15 protein-coding genes are annotated in these 14,759 nt (G+C 42.7%); 9 read left to right on the top strand and 6 right to left on the bottom strand.

Annotation, left to right across the window (positions count from 1 at the left end):
* The first annotated feature begins 40 nt into the window (after positions 1 to 40).
* The 5 genes from F8N35_RS01430 (at position 41) to F8N35_RS01450 (ending at position 5,315) form a co-directional block, all read left to right on the top strand.
* Entirely contained in the window at positions 41 to 1,177 is a 1,137-nt protein-coding gene (locus tag F8N35_RS01430; protein ID WP_293049572.1) for an ABC transporter substrate-binding protein, read from the top strand.
* 13 nt (positions 1,178 to 1,190) lie between these two features.
* Positions 1,191 to 1,658 (top strand): C-GCAxxG-C-C family protein, encoded by a 468-nt coding sequence (locus F8N35_RS01435; protein WP_363928356.1) that lies wholly within the window; start codon positions 1,191 to 1,193, stop codon positions 1,656 to 1,658.
* A 153-nt stretch (positions 1,659 to 1,811) separates the two neighbouring features.
* Positions 1,812 to 2,729 carry an FKBP-type peptidyl-prolyl cis-trans isomerase gene (locus F8N35_RS01440; protein WP_293049573.1) on the top strand — a complete coding sequence of 306 codons (918 nt, stop codon included), beginning with the start codon at positions 1,812 to 1,814 and terminating at the stop codon, positions 2,727 to 2,729.
* A 112-nt stretch (positions 2,730 to 2,841) separates the two neighbouring features.
* On the top strand, positions 2,842 to 3,909 hold the full coding sequence (locus tag F8N35_RS01445; protein ID WP_293049574.1) for an endonuclease/exonuclease/phosphatase family protein: 1,068 nt from the start codon (positions 2,842 to 2,844) through the stop codon (positions 3,907 to 3,909).
* Between the two features lie 146 nt (positions 3,910 to 4,055).
* Complete coding sequence (locus F8N35_RS01450) at positions 4,056 to 5,315, top strand: hypothetical protein (protein WP_293049575.1); 1,260 nt, start codon at positions 4,056 to 4,058, stop codon at positions 5,313 to 5,315.
* 274 nt (positions 5,316 to 5,589) lie between these two features.
* Here F8N35_RS01450 and F8N35_RS01455 read toward each other — a convergent pair whose 3' ends face one another.
* The 6 genes from F8N35_RS01455 to F8N35_RS01480 form a co-directional block, all read right to left on the bottom strand.
* Positions 5,590 to 6,561, bottom strand: coding sequence for a glycoside hydrolase family 5 protein (locus F8N35_RS01455; protein ID WP_293049576.1), 972 nt, complete (start codon positions 6,559 to 6,561; stop codon positions 5,590 to 5,592).
* Between the two features lie 224 nt (positions 6,562 to 6,785).
* Positions 6,786 to 7,610, bottom strand: coding sequence for an FKBP-type peptidyl-prolyl cis-trans isomerase (locus F8N35_RS01460; protein WP_293049577.1), 825 nt, complete (start codon positions 7,608 to 7,610; stop codon positions 6,786 to 6,788).
* A gap of 62 nt (positions 7,611 to 7,672) precedes the next feature.
* A complete protein-coding gene (nadD, locus tag F8N35_RS01465) occupies positions 7,673 to 8,248 on the bottom strand; it encodes a nicotinate (nicotinamide) nucleotide adenylyltransferase (RefSeq protein ID WP_293049578.1) in 576 nt (191 codons plus the stop codon).
* Positions 8,249 to 8,265: 17 nt separating this feature from the next.
* Positions 8,266 to 9,213, bottom strand: coding sequence for a PhnD/SsuA/transferrin family substrate-binding protein (locus tag F8N35_RS01470; protein WP_293049579.1), 948 nt, complete (start codon positions 9,211 to 9,213; stop codon positions 8,266 to 8,268).
* Entirely contained in the window at positions 9,210 to 9,947 is a 738-nt protein-coding gene (locus tag F8N35_RS01475) for a nucleotidyltransferase family protein (protein WP_293049580.1), read from the bottom strand. The genes F8N35_RS01470 and F8N35_RS01475 overlap by 4 nt, the downstream gene beginning before the upstream one ends.
* A gap of 3 nt (positions 9,948 to 9,950) precedes the next feature.
* Positions 9,951 to 11,369, bottom strand: coding sequence for an RNase adapter RapZ (locus F8N35_RS01480; protein ID WP_293049581.1), 1,419 nt, complete (start codon positions 11,367 to 11,369; stop codon positions 9,951 to 9,953).
* A gap of 179 nt (positions 11,370 to 11,548) precedes the next feature.
* On the opposite strand from F8N35_RS01480, the gene F8N35_RS01485 reads away from it, so the two are divergent.
* The 4 genes from F8N35_RS01485 (at position 11,549) to F8N35_RS01500 (ending at position 14,626) form a co-directional block, all read left to right on the top strand.
* Complete coding sequence (locus F8N35_RS01485; protein WP_293049582.1) at positions 11,549 to 12,937, top strand: tetratricopeptide repeat protein; 1,389 nt, start codon at positions 11,549 to 11,551, stop codon at positions 12,935 to 12,937.
* Positions 12,938 to 13,004: 67 nt separating this feature from the next.
* Positions 13,005 to 13,631: a DedA family protein gene (locus F8N35_RS01490; RefSeq protein WP_293049583.1), complete on the top strand. Its 627-nt coding sequence runs from the start codon at positions 13,005 to 13,007 to the stop codon at positions 13,629 to 13,631.
* Positions 13,632 to 13,645: 14 nt separating this feature from the next.
* Positions 13,646 to 14,062 carry a secondary thiamine-phosphate synthase enzyme YjbQ gene (locus F8N35_RS01495; protein ID WP_293049584.1) on the top strand — a complete coding sequence of 139 codons (417 nt, stop codon included), beginning with the start codon at positions 13,646 to 13,648 and terminating at the stop codon, positions 14,060 to 14,062.
* A gap of 9 nt (positions 14,063 to 14,071) precedes the next feature.
* Positions 14,072 to 14,626, top strand: coding sequence for an FKBP-type peptidyl-prolyl cis-trans isomerase (locus F8N35_RS01500; protein ID WP_293049585.1), 555 nt, complete (start codon positions 14,072 to 14,074; stop codon positions 14,624 to 14,626).
* Positions 14,627 to 14,759 lie beyond the last annotated feature (133 nt).

Raw genomic sequence — 14,759 nt, forward strand, 5'->3', positions numbered from 1 at the left:
GAATTATGCGTACTTTTGCGGAAAACTTATTCCACTCACGATGTTTACGCGATTTAGCTGGTTTTTAGCATTATGCCTGTCGGTTGCCATGCTCTCTTCATGCAGTCAGAAAGGCAGTTCGAATGCAAACGTGACTCCCGACTCGGTTGTAAAGCCGAAGTATGCCACCGGGTTTGTGATCGAATACTATCCCGGGTACAAATGCCTGCTTGTATATAATCCATGGAAAAAAGGAGCTGTGCAGGCAAAATATTACATTGTGACGCGAAACGGTGTCAATACTCCCGATAAGCGGAAAACGGTTGTGGCTCCTTTGCATTCTATTGCAGCAACTTCTGCCACTCATTACGCGTTTATCGCCGTTCTGAATGAATTACCTTCCATAACAGGCATTGCTTCTCCCAAATTAGTCTATAATTCCACCCTGATTCGTCAATGCAGGGACGGAAAAACAGTCGATTTGGGTGATGCGTTTAGCCTCAACGTGGAAAAGACGATGTCGTTGAAGCCTCAGTCTGTGATGATGAGCAGTTATAACCAGACGGATGCCGCGGCTGAAAGGATATCACAGGCCGGGATCCCCGTGATATTTAATAACGAATGGATGGAAACCTCTCCTTTAGGTCGGGCCGAATGGATAAAATTTGTAGCCGTGCTTTACAATAAAGAAAAGCTTGCCGATTCTATTTTCCGGCAAACGGAACAAAAATATCTGGCGGCGAAAGCGCTGGCTTCGAAGGCAAAAGGAACTCCCGAAGTTATGATAGGAAGCAGTTTTAAGGGAACCTGGTACATGCCAAGCGGAAAAGGTTTTATGGGCAACCTGCTTGCCGATGCAAAGGTGAAATATCATTTTGCCAATGACACTACCGCTGGCAGTATTCCTGTGAATTTTGAACAGGCACTTCAAAACTTCGTAAATGCGCAGGTGTGGCTCAATTGCGATGCGAAAAACCTGAACAGCCTGATGCAGAGCGATGCCCGTTATGGACTTTTCAAAGCATGTAAAGACAAAAGAGTATATTCGTTGTACAACAGAATCAATGAATTGGGCGGGAATGATTTTTGGGAAGACGGAGTGCTTCATCCGGAGTTGATTCTTCAGGACTTTATTAAGGCGGTTCATCCGGAATTGTTGCCTGATTATAAGATGGTTTATGTTACACAACTTAAATGATAAAAATTGAATTATGCAGATAGACATTGAGCAACGTAAAGAAAAAGCGTTGGCGTTATTTAATGAAGGGTATAATTGTTCGCAGTCGGTATTTTGTGCTTATGCGGATGTGTTTGAATTAGATCAGGAGCTTGCCCGGCGATTGACTTCGTCGTTTGGCGGAGGAATGGGGCGGTTGCGCGAAGTTTGTGGCGCCTTGACCGGTTCATTTTTGCTGTTGGGTTTGCGATATCCGGCATCAGATCCGAACGATAAAAAAGCCAAAACCGATAATTATGCTTCGGCACAAAGGGTGGCCGACGATTTTAAATCACGTTTTGAAACTATTATATGCCGCGAGTTGCTGGATGTAAAGCGGCAGAGAGAATCACCCGAGCCTTCCGATCGCAATGCTGAGTATTATGCCAAACGACCATGTGCGCGATTTGTGGTAGAAGCGGCTGAGATTGTCGGTCGGGAAATGATGCGTATAAACGATTGATTGCTCGCGAAAAGGAAGTCTCTTTTTGTCATTATTTTATAAAAAGAGGCAAGTGTTAATGGCTTGGATAAAAATCATTATATTTGCAACGCATTTTTGCCCAATATGGTACCGAAAAATATGTGATATTGTTTAATCTAATAAAAACGAAAGATGAAAAAATTAAGTGTTCTTGTTGTAGCAGGTTTAGCATTGATGGTTGGTTTTTCCTCATGCAGCCAAAGCTCTGTAAAAATGAAAACTCAGCTGGATAGTCTGAACTATGCGTTTGGCGTTTTGAACGGCCCGCAAGTAAAAGCTTATTCGTTGGGTGGTGATACCACAGCTAAAGCAGTAGATGCTTTTATCAAAGGTTTCGAAAAAGGTATCGGTTCTGACGATAAATATATTGCTCAATATGCTACCGGTCTTAACATCGGCGCATCTTTGAAAAAACAATCAAAAGGTGGTTTGATGGGCGACAGCACATTGAAAATGAATGTTGAATTGATCAAAGCAGGTTTGGTTGCCGGAATGAAAAATAAAGGAATGAAAATTCGTCCTGAAGTAGCTGAAATGTTCTTCCGTACCACTATGCAGAAATTGCAGGCTGAAAAATCTAAAAAACTTTACGGTAAAAACATCGAAGAAGGAAAAAAATTCCTCGAAGCCAATAAAAAGAAAGCAGGCGTGGTAACAACTCCTGACGGCTTACAATACGAAGTGATTAAAGCTGGTAACGGTCCGAAACCGACAGCCAACGACCAGGTAAAAGTTAACTACAAAGGAACTTTGATCAACGGAACTGTTTTTGATACTAACGAAGGTAAAGCTCCTGTAACATTTGGTGTTGGTCAGGTTATCAAAGGCTGGTCAGAAGCATTGACCATGATGCCTGTTGGTTCAAAATGGAAAATTTATGTTCCTGCAGAACTTGGTTATATGGAACGTGAAATGGGTGCTATCAAACCTTTCTCAACTCTGGTATTCGAAGTTGAACTGTTAAGCATCGAAAAAGCTCCTGCTCAACAACAAGGTCCTCAAGGTCCTCAAGGTCCTGGTGCTCCTCAAGGTGCTCCACAGGGTCGCTAATCAGTTGACACTATAACTTATCCAGAAGCGTTCTGCAAATTTGCAGAACGCTTTTTTTTGTATCTCTGCTCAAATATCGTTTCTTTGTAAAATCTAATCCAAAAAACAGATAATGATGCGACTGAGAGAGATTGTGCTAATCTTGTTTAGCTATCTGATTTTTACCATTCCTGTATTTGCGCAGAGCAATGACTCGGTAGAGGTTGTTCGGGTGATGAGCTATAATGTGGAGAATTTTCTGGATTATCGGCACGATTCGCTTTTGTCCACGCCTGATACAATAAATATAAAAGGTTGGAGTGCCTCTCGCTATTATCAAAAACGTGACAATATCGCGAGGGTTATTACTGCTGTGGGAGGTTGGAATCCTCCTGTTTTAGTGGGTTTGTGCGAAATACAGAACCAAAGGGTGTTGGATGATCTGACCAGATACTCTGCTTTGCGTAATCTGCATTATAAGGTTTCTCATTTTGAGTCGCCCGACCCCAGAGGAATTGACGTAGCATTGCTCTATCAGCCGAAATTCTTTAAGCCCTATCTGGAAAAGCCGGTTCGCATTCGTTTTGCGGATAATCCACACCGACATACCCGCGATATTTTATATGTGGCTGGTAAGTTGCGCAATGACGACACGTTGCATGTGTTTGTGAATCATTTTCCTTCACGACTTGGTGGTGAACTGGAATCTCAAGATGCGCGGCTTCAGGTTGCTGCTGTTCTTCGCCGGCAGGTTGATAGCCTTTTTATCCTCAATGCGAGGGCAAACATTATTATCATGGGCGATTTTAATGACTACCCGGATAACGACAGCATGACCCGCGTATTGGGTGCTCTGCCCGACGATGCTCCGATAGCCGAAAAGAGCTTGTTCAATTTGTGTTATACTACCAATAAAGCCGCGCGAATCGGATCGTACAAACATGCAGGTGAATGGGGAATGTTGGATCAAATCGTTGTCTCTTCTCATCTGTTTGAACCAAAAGCTTCAGTTTTCACTTCTGGTTCCATGCTGCATGTCTTTGATGCTCCTTTTTTGCTCGAAGATGATTTGAAATGGTTCGGAAAACAGCCTTTCCGAACATACGTGGGGATGAAGTACCACGGCGGCTTTAGCGATCACCTTCCTGTTTATGTAGACCTTTTTATTCGGAAGAGCTTGGAATTGCATTCTGATAAATAGCCTGATTCCTCGAAAAAGCGTACGATTTGAATCTAAAATACAAAAGATATACTCTTTTTTAATATAAAAAGTCAATAGAATAGTGCGGGATTCAATACTTGGTTGTATTTTTGCAGCCGATTTATTAATCCTCTAATTTGCATTAAATGAAGCGAAAAAACATTCTGTTGGTATTGTTGGTGGTTGTGTTCTCTGTTACAAATTTGTCCGCGCAGGAAAACGATCAGGTAAAAAAAATATCTGTTAGCCTGGGAGATGGTATGAGCCTTAAGTTTGGCGGTTATTTCAGAACCGATGCTTTCCTCGATACACGTAATAATAACTACTCATTGATTGACGGTCTCATTTTTGTGATGCCTTCGGCTAAAAATCCGGATGCTAACGGCAAAGATATCAATGCCGATGCTAACATGAACTTCTCCGCTGCTTTAACCCGTTTCAATGCAACCTTTACCGGACCGAAACTCGGGAACTTTCAATTGTCATCATTCTTTGAATTCGATTTTTCGAATGTCGATACAAAAACGGTATTGTTTCGCCATGCCTGGTTGAAATTTAGCGGGAAAAACAGCGAATGGCTGATCGGTCGTTCATGGCATCCGTTTCTAGGACCGGTAACTCCGACAGTTGTCGGGGCTGCATGGGGAGCTCCTTTTCAGCCTTTTTCAAGAGGGGAACAAATTCGTTACAACTACTCGTCAGGATGGTTACGCCTTTCGGCAGCGGCTTTCATGCAGAGTGCTTTCCCTTCATACGGTCCCAACGGTAAGTCCAACCTGTATCAACGCAATTCTGATATGCCGGAGCTGACCGGGCTTGCGTATTATGCAAAAGGAAGCACCGTGTTTGGTGCCAGTGTCGACCTCAAAAGTCTTTGCCCGCGTACTTCGTATACTGTTGGAAGCGCAACTTATAAAACAGATGAGAAGCTGACTACGGTTTCGGCAGCGGTATTTGCACAGAAACAGTGTGGTTTGTTTACCGCCAAAGCTCAGGGGTTGTATATCCAGAATATGAGTGAAGCTCTTCTGCAGGGCGGGTATGCTGTGAAAGCGGTTAAAACTAACGGTGACGTTGAATATACTCCGTCTCAGTCGCTCAATGCCTGGGCAAATTTTACTTACGGGAAAAAATATCAGGCCGGATTATTTCTCGGATATGTAAAAAATCTCGGTTTGAAAGATAATGCGGTAGGAGCTTATTATGGCTACGGAAATAATATCGGTGCTTTGTACCGGGTTGCTCCTTCGTTTATTTATACAGCCGGTCGTTTTCAATTCGCTTTGGAAGAGGAATTAACTGGTGCGGCATATGGTACTTACGATCCTACTGATAAAGGCAAGGTGAAAGATGCCCACATGGTATCAAACCTCAGAACCTTACTGAGCGCAACGATGTTTTTCTAATCCGAAGATAAATTAAAATAAGAAGCGGGGTTGTCTCAAAAGAGATATTGATTTTATAATAACTTACGAATCGAAAGTGGATCTTTATTCTTATACCCCAAATCCCTGAAAGGGCTATGAATCTGCTATTTTTATTGGCGCAAAAGTCCCCTTTAGGGGATTTAGGGGTGACAAAATGAGAGTGTCTTACTGTTTATAAGTTTATTAATAGCAACATTGCCTTTTCAGACAATCCCGCTTCTTGTTTTTTACGATGAATTGGATTGTTAACCAATTACTTTATGTTGGCGTTTCGGATACTTTCTCTGGCCGTTTTTCCCCATGTCTTCAATAAATCTCCGGTCCAGTTTCCTTTTTCTGAAGCTCTGGGCAAAAGCATGGAACAGGTTTCGTTTTTGTCGGATACCGACCATGCAATCCAACTGAGTTTTCGTTCTTTCATCCAATCCTGGTAAGCAGCCCATTCCGCTTTGTCGATCGGACCGTCACCGGAAGCCTCCATGCCGGCACATTCCGAAATAAAGATGGGAATTCCTTTTGCCATTACCGCGTCGGTGCGATCGCGCAGCCATTTTTTGTGAGTTCCGGCATAGAAATGCATGGTGTACATGATGTTTTTCTGGCCCAAAATCGGATTTGCGGCTACCGAATCAAGGTCCTGATCCCAGTGAGGCGATCCGACTAATATCAGATTGTCCGTATCAATTGCCCGAATCGTCGAGATGACTTCTTCCGAGTATTGTTTTACATCTTTCCATGTGTAGTAATCGGGTTCATTCCATATCTCATAAATCACATTCGGGCTGCGGGAGTACTTTGCGGCCATTTGAGCAAAGAATGTTTTGGCTTCTTGTGTGTGGAGTTTATGGCTATGAAAATCAATGATTACGTAGATGCCGTTTTTGATGGCACCATCAATCACTTTTGTCATACATTGCAGGGCATACGAAGGATTTTCAAGGTAGCTGTCATCAAGTCCTACTCCCATGGAAGCTCTGATAACATTGCACTTCCAGTCGTTTGCCAACCATTTAACGGCATCGGCATTGTAAAATCGAGGCCAAAGATTATGCCATCCTAAGCTGGCCCCGGCTAAAACTAAAGGCGAATTGTTTTGATTGCACAACTGTGAGCCTGTAGTATGCAACTTCCCGTTCAGAGCCACAGGTGAGCCTTTCGGGGCTTTGAACGATGATAGAGATAGCGTTGCAATCAATAATAGCGGGAAGACGAGATGTCTTTTCATGGTGTTTGATTGTTTTAAGGTGTATGTTAGGTACAAAAATATGGAATGTTTTGAAAAAAACGCTGATATTTTATTAGCTAATTCTGATACTAATTGCTGCTGTTCAATAGTATATCGCTATAGTGTTGTTTTGTAATCATCATTCGCGCTATAAAAAGAAAAGAGAGTTGTCAGGCAGACCCGGCAACTCTCTTTGTCATTAAATGTTATGTTGGAAGAAGAAATTACTTCTTAGCTTTTGCAGCTGGTGCTTTCTTTGCTGCCGGTTTGGCTGCCTTAACATCTTCTGCCGGTTTTGCTGGTTCTTCTACTTTTACAGGTTCTTTGTACGGTTTTACATTCAACAGTTCTACTTCGAAAACCAAAGTAGCATACGGAGGTATTACGCCATTGCCGGCACCTTGTTCGCCATATCCCAATGAGTAAGGAATAAAGAATTTGTATTTAGAACCAACGGTCATCAGTTGAACACCTTCAGTCCAGCCTTTAATTACCCCATTCAATGGGAATGTAATCGGTTCGCCACGATCTACCGAGCTGTCAAATTTTGTGCCATCGATCAAAGTTCCGGTATAGTGTACCACAACGGTGTCCACATCTTTCGGTTTTACACCGGTGCCTTCTTTCAAAACGATATATTGCAATCCACTGGCAGTCGTTTTTACACCTTCTTTGGTTTTGTTTTCTGCAAGAAATTTCTCGCCTGCTTCTTTTTTAGCTGCGGCATCTTTTGTCTGAGCTGCCATCATGTATGAACGGAAATAGGTGTTGGCAAATTCTTTTGCCATTAATGCAGAATCACCTTTCATTGCGGTGGAAAAGGCTTTGATAAGCAAATCGACATTGCATTGACCTCCGGGAATGGTTTTGATGTTTTTTGCAAAATCAGCTCCGAGGTTCAAACCGAGAGCATAACTCATAGAGTCAACGCTATTGGTAAAGATCTTTTCCTGAGGTGCTGCTTTTACCTCTGTTTTTTTTGGGCTCTTAGCTTCGGCGGCAGTAAAAACCAGTGCAAATGCCGCAATCATCAAAAATGTTTTTTTCATCTGTGAAATTTTAATATTTAATTAATTAGTAAAAGTATTTGGTGTTTCTATTTCAAATAAAACTAACGATACAATTGACTGTCTTTGATATACTTCCATACATCCTCAGGCACAAAACGACGCATGTCGTGACCTTCGGCTATCGACTGGCGAATAAATGTCGACGAGATTTCGACCAGAGGAGCAGACAAAAGTTTAACCGAAGGCATAAAATCCGGAATCTTTACATCAAACCCGGCGCGGGGATAAATCCATATAGGGAATTCATTAATAATTTGTTGATAGTCTTTCCATTGGTCAAATACCAACCAGTTATCAGCTCCAATTAAAAGCGAAAATTCACGATCAGGATAACTATCGCGAAGAGCTGTCAGCGTTTTTATGGAATAGGTTGGTTGAGGTAAATGGAGTTCGAAGTCGGATGCCGATAAACGAGTGTCGTCATCTAACGCAAGTTTTACCATTTCATACCGCAGCTTGCTCTCAAGGGCTGTGTTTGGCTCTTTCAACGGATTGAGCGGGCTTACCATCAACCATACCTCTTCTACATCTGTAAACTCGCACAAATAATTTGCAAGTACAAGATGACCGACGTGAATCGGATTGAAAGTGCCTGAAAAAACTGCTGTCTTTATCATGAGCTACATCCGTAGGATTAATGAATGCCGTAATAAAATCCCTTGTCCGGAAGTTTGCCTCCAACGGTCTTTGGGTCAAAATGGAAGTATATATCAAGGTACTTCTCTATACGTTGCCAGTTATCCGAAGCTTTCAGATAGCGCATATTGCATTTGGGAATACTTCGAAGTGCAATTTCTTTGTTTGGCAAAATTCCGGCAGCCACAGTCACATCGGCCGCTTTGGCGGTATTGGCGCGTAACCATACTAAAGCCGATTGGTAACGGTCTGAAATTGAATCGATCATCACGGAATTCTTCTCTACCAGCTCTTTTCGGGCAACAAAAGCAGTCATGGCAAATAACAGTGTGCTATCCACTTTTGTCAATTCATTGCTCAGGCTAATCACGTTTTTTACGGACCGGTTCTTCGAGCAAGCCATCGTGGCAAATGGTTCCGGCAATAAGGCTGTTGTGATCTTGCCCATAATAATGGCCTGTGCCAAATCGGGATGGCTGCCTATTTTATAGTCAATGAGTAATTCTTTGTTGCGGAATCCATACTTGGAGGCCAGCAATGTAAATAAAACGTCGGGGGTAGTTCCCTGGCCGGAAACAGAGACTGTTTTGTTTTTTAGGTCGTTGAAGGAGGATATGGAATCGGAGGAAACAACGCTTACCGATCCCTGCACAGGACATGCAATCATAAGATAGTCAACGCCTTTGTTGTATAATATTGCAGCAATCGTGGTTGGTAAGACTGCAAAATCAACTTTGCCCTGGATCATTTTTGCCTGTAAGTCAGCAGGCTCTTCGAATATCTCTATGCGAAGCTTTTTGCCGTCAATAACAGGTGCTTTATCAAGCCATTGAGATACACTGATAGCCGACGGTCCTTTCAGAACGCCGATAGTCAAAGTGCCGTCATGCTTAGTGTGACAGGCCGTCAGCAAAACAATACAGAACAAAAAGAGGATTTTTCTCATAAACTGTTAGTTAAAAACAATTCCGCGTCGTGTAACGAATCTATTTTTCCCACATCTATCATTTTCAGATTTTCAGGCACAAAGCCTGTAATTGTTTCTTTGGCTGCAATGTCCAGATAGAAGTCGATCACGGAGAACTTTCCGTCCCAACCACTCATCAGGTCAAAAACTTTAGGAGAAATAACATGAATGCCCGAAAACGCAAGTCGTTGACAAGATGAAACGTCCAGTGCCTCAAAAGGAGATTTTACGTCTCCGGTTTTTATGTTTGTCCAGCCATTTAAACGTAAATTGCTGTCGAATAGTAAATAACGGGCAGTGTCTCTATTGCTTACCACAACCGTGGCAATGCCGTTGTTCGAACGATGGTAGTCGTATAATTCTTTCAGATCGATATTGGAAAGAATATCAACGTTGTGCACCAAAAAAGGTTCGCCGTCATCGAAAAACCAGGAAGCCTTTTTAATGCCGCCACCGGTTTCAAGCAGCGCATTCCGTTCGTCCGAAATTTCAATGCGAACTCCGAAGCTGTTGTTTTGCTTTACAAAGTCAATAATTTGATCTGCAAAATGATGAACATTAATGATAATCTTATCAAATCCGTTTGCAATCAATTTTCGCAGCACAAGCTCCAATAGCGGTGTGCCATTGATGGGCACCAGAGCTTTGGGTATGGTGTCGGTCAATGGTTTGAGGCGGGTGCCCAGTCCGGCTGCAAATATAAGCGCTTTCATTCGTTAGAACGTCTTTTCAATATTTTGTTCGCGGTGAAACAGCGATACTTTTACGTCAAATTTCTTGGCAATGTGTTCTGCCAGATGTTGGGCGCAATAAACCGAACGGTGCTGCCCGCCGGTGCATCCGAACGAGAACATCAGGTGCGAGAATTTCCGTTCGATATAACGCTGCACATGTGCATCTGCCAAAGGATAGATGTGATCCAGGAACGTTGTTATACCTCCGTCTTCTTCCAAAAAATCGATCACTTCTTTGTCGAGTCCGGTAAAGTGCTTGTAGTGCTCGTATTTGCCCGGATTGTTGATGGAACGGCAATCGAATACATAACCGCCACCGTTGCCGGAAATATCATCGGGAATTCCTTTTTTATACGCAAAGCTGTAGATGGTTACCTCCAGTTTTCGTGCTCCGCTCAGGTCAGCGAACTGTTTCATTTTGGTTAGCTGATGCAGTACACGACTGAGGTATGGATATTCTTCAATTTCGCCTTCGGAAAGAATGCGGCGCAGATTGTCAATTGCATACGGTACGCTTTGCATAAAATGAGGTTTCTTTTCAAAATAGCCTCGGAATCCGTATGCTCCCAAAACCTGCATTGTTCTGAAAATCACAAAATGGCGCAATTGCATTCTGAAATCGGCTTCATCAACCGGAGTCAGTTTGCGCAAAGCTTCCAGATACGTTTGCAGCAATTCTTCTCTCAGTTCATCCGAATATTGTGCCTTTGCCTGCCACAAAAAGGATGCAACGTCATAGTAAACAGGCCCTTTCCGTCCGCCCTGAAAGTCGATGAAGTAGGGGTTGTTATCCACTATCATCACATTGCGGGATTGAAAATCGCGGTATAAAAATGTATCTGCCTGATCCCGGAGCAGGGTAGCTGCCATTTTTTCAAAATCATCTTCCATGCGGCTTTCGTTGAATTCCAAACCGGTAGCTTTCAGAAAACAATATTTGAAATAGTTCAAATCCCACAGGATCATTCGCTTGTCAAACTCGGGACGCGGATAGCAATGCGAAAAATCGAGTCCCTGTGCGCCCAATACCTGAAATCCGGGAAGTTGGGCAATCACTTTATGAAGTAATGCTTTTTCGTTATCGTCAAAACTTCCGCAACTACGGCCTTTGGAGATGGCATCAAAGAGCAATGTGTCTCCAAGATCTTCCTGTAAGTAACAGTGAAAATCTTCGGAATGAGCCAGCACTTTTGGTACAGGCAATCCTTTTGTGCGGAAATGAGTATCCAACAGCCAGAAAGCTTTGTTTTCTTCAACAGAAGTGCCCAACACTCCTATCAGTACCTGTTTTTTGCCCGTCAACCTGAAATAGCGGCGGTTACTGCCCGATGAGGGCAATTCATATATATCTTCCAGCGCTTCGCCGGTGGTCTGCGCAAAAAGAGATTTCAAGGTTTCCATTTCGTTAAATTTATCCTGCAAAAGTAAACAAAAAGCTTGGATGTTCAACGGATTTAAGCCTCCAAACACTCAAACCTTTCTTTAGCTGAAAACCAATTTGTTAATAACTTTTAGAAGCCGAAAAAGAAGAGATTTCGCGATATTGTCGTAACTTTGCAGCGTATTAATAAGGAGTATAAATGAAGGGCTACAATCAGGAATTCATCTTCGACGAAGAATCGCAAGAGGTGGTGCGTCGCTATGAACAGGCAGTGCAGAACCGTACGGTAGGCTATTTCGATGTTGAAGAGTTGGAAGTTATCGTAGATTACTATCTCAACTGTGGCAAGCCGAAAGAGTCCTCCAAAGCCATTGATCTGGGTATGACCCTGCATCCGGGCAGTACTGTTTTGCAAACCAAACGGGCAAAAGTTTACCTCGCCTCCGGAGATGCACGTAAAGCGCTCCAAATCCTCGAACGTATCCATACAACCAATGACGCTGAAACCGAATTATTGAAAGGAGAAGCCCTGCTTCGCCTTAATCACGAATCGGAAGCTCACCTCGTTTTTTCAAGACTGGCTGATAACGCACATTCCGATATCCCGAATCTCAGTCTGGATATTGCTCACGTGTATATTTCAAACGGATTTTACAAACGGGCATTGATTTATCTTGAAAAAGGTCTTGCCGAAGATCCAACAGATACAGATCTGCTTCAGGACGCAGCGTTTTGCTACGAGCAGCTTGATCAGGCACAAACAGCTATCGATTACTACAACAGGATAATTGATGCCGATGCTTATTCGTTGGAAGCCTGGTTCAACCTTGGACTGGTATATTTCAATCAGGCCAATTATCCTCAGGCACTTGAGGCTTTCGATTATGTCACTGTCATTGACGAAGATGATTTTGGCGGATGGTTGCAAAAAGGAAATACGCTTTTCCATCTCAATCGTTTTGAAGAATCGCTCGAATGCTATCGCCGTTGTGAGGAAAAAGTGGCATACCCTGACTTGTTGCAGGTATTTATGGGCGAATGTTATGAAAAGCTGGATGAGTACAACAATGCAAAAACATGCTATAAACGTGCCCTTGAAATTAACGACAAAAATCCCGATGCCTGGACAGGCCTTGGTATTTGTTGCCTTGAGCTTGAGGCCCCGGAAGAGAGCATTGAATACCTTCACAAAGCACTGGAACTTGACTCCGAAAATTTTGAAACGTGGGTATATCTTGCCGAAGCATACGTTAATACCAACAAAATAAAAGAAGCTGAAAGAGCGTACAAAAAATCGCTGAAACTGGAACAACACCAACCTGATACCTGGATTGCGCTTGGCAATATTTATATCGACATCGCACTTTACCAGTCGGCTCTGGATTGTTATCTGGAAGCCTATAAGCAAGACAGTTCGCTGGAAAACATCAACCTGTTTCTGGCCATTGCATACTACAAACTGAGCGAATTCAAAAAAGCAATTCCTCTTTTGGAAAAAGCGCTAGAGCTAAATCCCGAAGCATCCACTATATTTCTGGACATTTGTCCCGAAGCGAGAGAAATTATCAACAAGGATAAAAAACAATAACATACTATTTACAACGCGCAAATAACCCGCCGAGGTTAAGAGTGTGCATTAACAAAGACTTCTTTTCATGGGAATTACCGAACAAATTGCCATTGCGGCCGTATCAATTATCAGTGCAAGTGCCTATCCTGGCATTTTTGTTTTAATGATGCTCGAAAGCATGTTCTTTCCTGTGCCGAGTGAAGCAGTAATGCCATTCGCGGGCTTTCTCATTGTTGACGGCACCCTGACGTGGACAGGTACCATATTTTTTGCAACTCTCGGCAGTTTGGTCGGTTCAGGAATCTCTTATGCCATTGGATATTATGGCGGAAAAACGTTTATTACCAAATTCGGAAAGTTCTTCCTGCTTAAGGAAAAGCATCTTGAAATGTCGGAACGTTTCTTTACCAAACACGGCCAAATCACAATCTTTGCCGCCCGTTTTATTCCGGTTGTTCGCCATTTTATCAGCATTCCTGCCGGTGCTGGCAAAATGAATTTCCTGAAATTCTGTATCTATACTGTTTTAGGCGCCGGTATCTGGAATGCCTTCCTTACTTTTTTGGGATATAAACTCAAGCAAAACTGGGAAACAGTGATGCATTACAGCCATTACATTGATACCGGAGTCCTGGTCGTATTGGTTGTTGCCCTGGGTTATTATATCTACAAAATTTACAAAAGTCTCACCAGTAAGAAGTCTGAAAATTAACGTTTTTGTCAGCCATGAAATCATATCGCAAAGAGCTTTGGTTCGAGACTACTCAAAGACGTCAGTTCGTCAATATTACATCACATGTGGAAGCTTGCCTTCGCGAAAGTGGTATCAGCGAAGGTTTGATACTTGTTAACGCCATGCACATTACGGCCAGCGTATTCATTAATGATGACGAGGGCGGATTGCATCACGATATGGAAGTGTGGCTCGAAAAACTGGCTCCCGAAAAACCTTATAGTCAGTATCAACACAACGGTTATGAGGATAATGCAGATGCACATCTCAAACGTCAGGTTATGGGTCGGGAAGTTGTTGTGGCTGTCACCAAAGGGAAACTCGATTTTGGACCGTGGGAGCAGATCTTTTACGGAGAATTCGATGGCAAGCGCAAAAAACGGGTTTTAGTTAAAATTATCGGAGAATAAATTTCTACTATGAGATTATTTTCATTTGTTCGTCTTGGATTTATATCCGCATTTTGCTTGTTTGTTCTGGTCTTGGGTTCATGCAGGCAGCAGCCACAGGTTCCATCCAATATCCCCGTTCCCGACGAAGAAAAAGAAAATCTCATCACGCTGAATAAAGCAATTCTCAGCAACGAAGAACACCAAATTGAAAAGTATATCGTCGACAGGCATTTACATCTCGAAAAAGACAGTCTTGGATTTTGGTGTGCCGGTTCGTTGAAAAACAGGAAAGCGGTTGCCAAATCGCAACAAACGGTTACTTACCAATATTCCATCACGCTGCTTGATGGAAAGTTTTGTTACTCTAATCTCAATTCTCCCCGCAAAACCACCATCCGCCTTGGTAAAGGCGAAAGTTTTACCGGCCTGGATATGGCTCTGCGCAAGATGAACCCGGGGGAGCAATTTGATTTTATTTTTCCTTCTATTCTTGCCTATGGGGTGAGTGGTGACGGACACCATATTCCTCCTTATTCAGCATTGTTTTGCACTGTTAAGTTGATTGGTAGCGCAAATAACTAATTCTTTCTCTGTCTTTTTCCTTGATTTTAATGGTCGGTTTGAGCTTAAGATGTTATAACGTAATTAAAGAAAAACAGGCAACATTTTTAGGCAAACAGCGTTATTAATAGTACATTTGCAATTCAATACCACT

The organism is Paludibacter sp., assembly GCF_009712605.1.
Taxonomy (GTDB): Bacteria; Bacteroidota; Bacteroidia; order Bacteroidales; family Paludibacteraceae; genus Microbacter.

Excerpts from the sequence above, each read along its gene's own strand:
- F8N35_RS01460 (WP_293049577.1), bottom strand. The coding sequence starts at position 7,610 with ATGAAAAAAACATTTTTGATGATTGCGGCATTTGCACTGGTTTTTACT.
- F8N35_RS01450 (WP_293049575.1), top strand. The coding sequence starts at position 4,056 with ATGAAGCGAAAAAACATTCTGTTGGTATTGTTGGTGGTTGTGTTCTCT.
- F8N35_RS01455 (WP_293049576.1), bottom strand. The coding sequence starts at position 6,561 with ATGAAAAGACATCTCGTCTTCCCGCTATTATTGATTGCAACGCTATCT.
- F8N35_RS01500 (WP_293049585.1), top strand. The coding sequence starts at position 14,072 with ATGAGATTATTTTCATTTGTTCGTCTTGGATTTATATCCGCATTTTGC.
- F8N35_RS01470 (WP_293049579.1), bottom strand. The coding sequence starts at position 9,213 with ATGAGAAAAATCCTCTTTTTGTTCTGTATTGTTTTGCTGACGGCCTGT.
- F8N35_RS01430 (WP_293049572.1), top strand. The coding sequence starts at position 41 with ATGTTTACGCGATTTAGCTGGTTTTTAGCATTATGCCTGTCGGTTGCC.
- F8N35_RS01440 (WP_293049573.1), top strand. The coding sequence starts at position 1,812 with ATGAAAAAATTAAGTGTTCTTGTTGTAGCAGGTTTAGCATTGATGGTT.
- F8N35_RS01495 (WP_293049584.1), top strand. The coding sequence starts at position 13,646 with ATGAAATCATATCGCAAAGAGCTTTGGTTCGAGACTACTCAAAGACGT.
- F8N35_RS01445 (WP_293049574.1), top strand. The coding sequence starts at position 2,842 with ATGATGCGACTGAGAGAGATTGTGCTAATCTTGTTTAGCTATCTGATT.
- F8N35_RS01480 (WP_293049581.1), bottom strand. The coding sequence starts at position 11,369 with ATGGAAACCTTGAAATCTCTTTTTGCGCAGACCACCGGCGAAGCGCTG.
- F8N35_RS01490 (WP_293049583.1), top strand. The coding sequence starts at position 13,005 with ATGGGAATTACCGAACAAATTGCCATTGCGGCCGTATCAATTATCAGT.
- F8N35_RS01475 (WP_293049580.1), bottom strand. The coding sequence starts at position 9,947 with ATGAAAGCGCTTATATTTGCAGCCGGACTGGGCACCCGCCTCAAACCA.
- nadD (WP_293049578.1), bottom strand. The coding sequence starts at position 8,248 with ATGATAAAGACAGCAGTTTTTTCAGGCACTTTCAATCCGATTCACGTC.
- F8N35_RS01435 (WP_363928356.1), top strand. The coding sequence starts at position 1,191 with ATGCAGATAGACATTGAGCAACGTAAAGAAAAAGCGTTGGCGTTATTT.
- F8N35_RS01485 (WP_293049582.1), top strand. The coding sequence starts at position 11,549 with ATGAAGGGCTACAATCAGGAATTCATCTTCGACGAAGAATCGCAAGAG.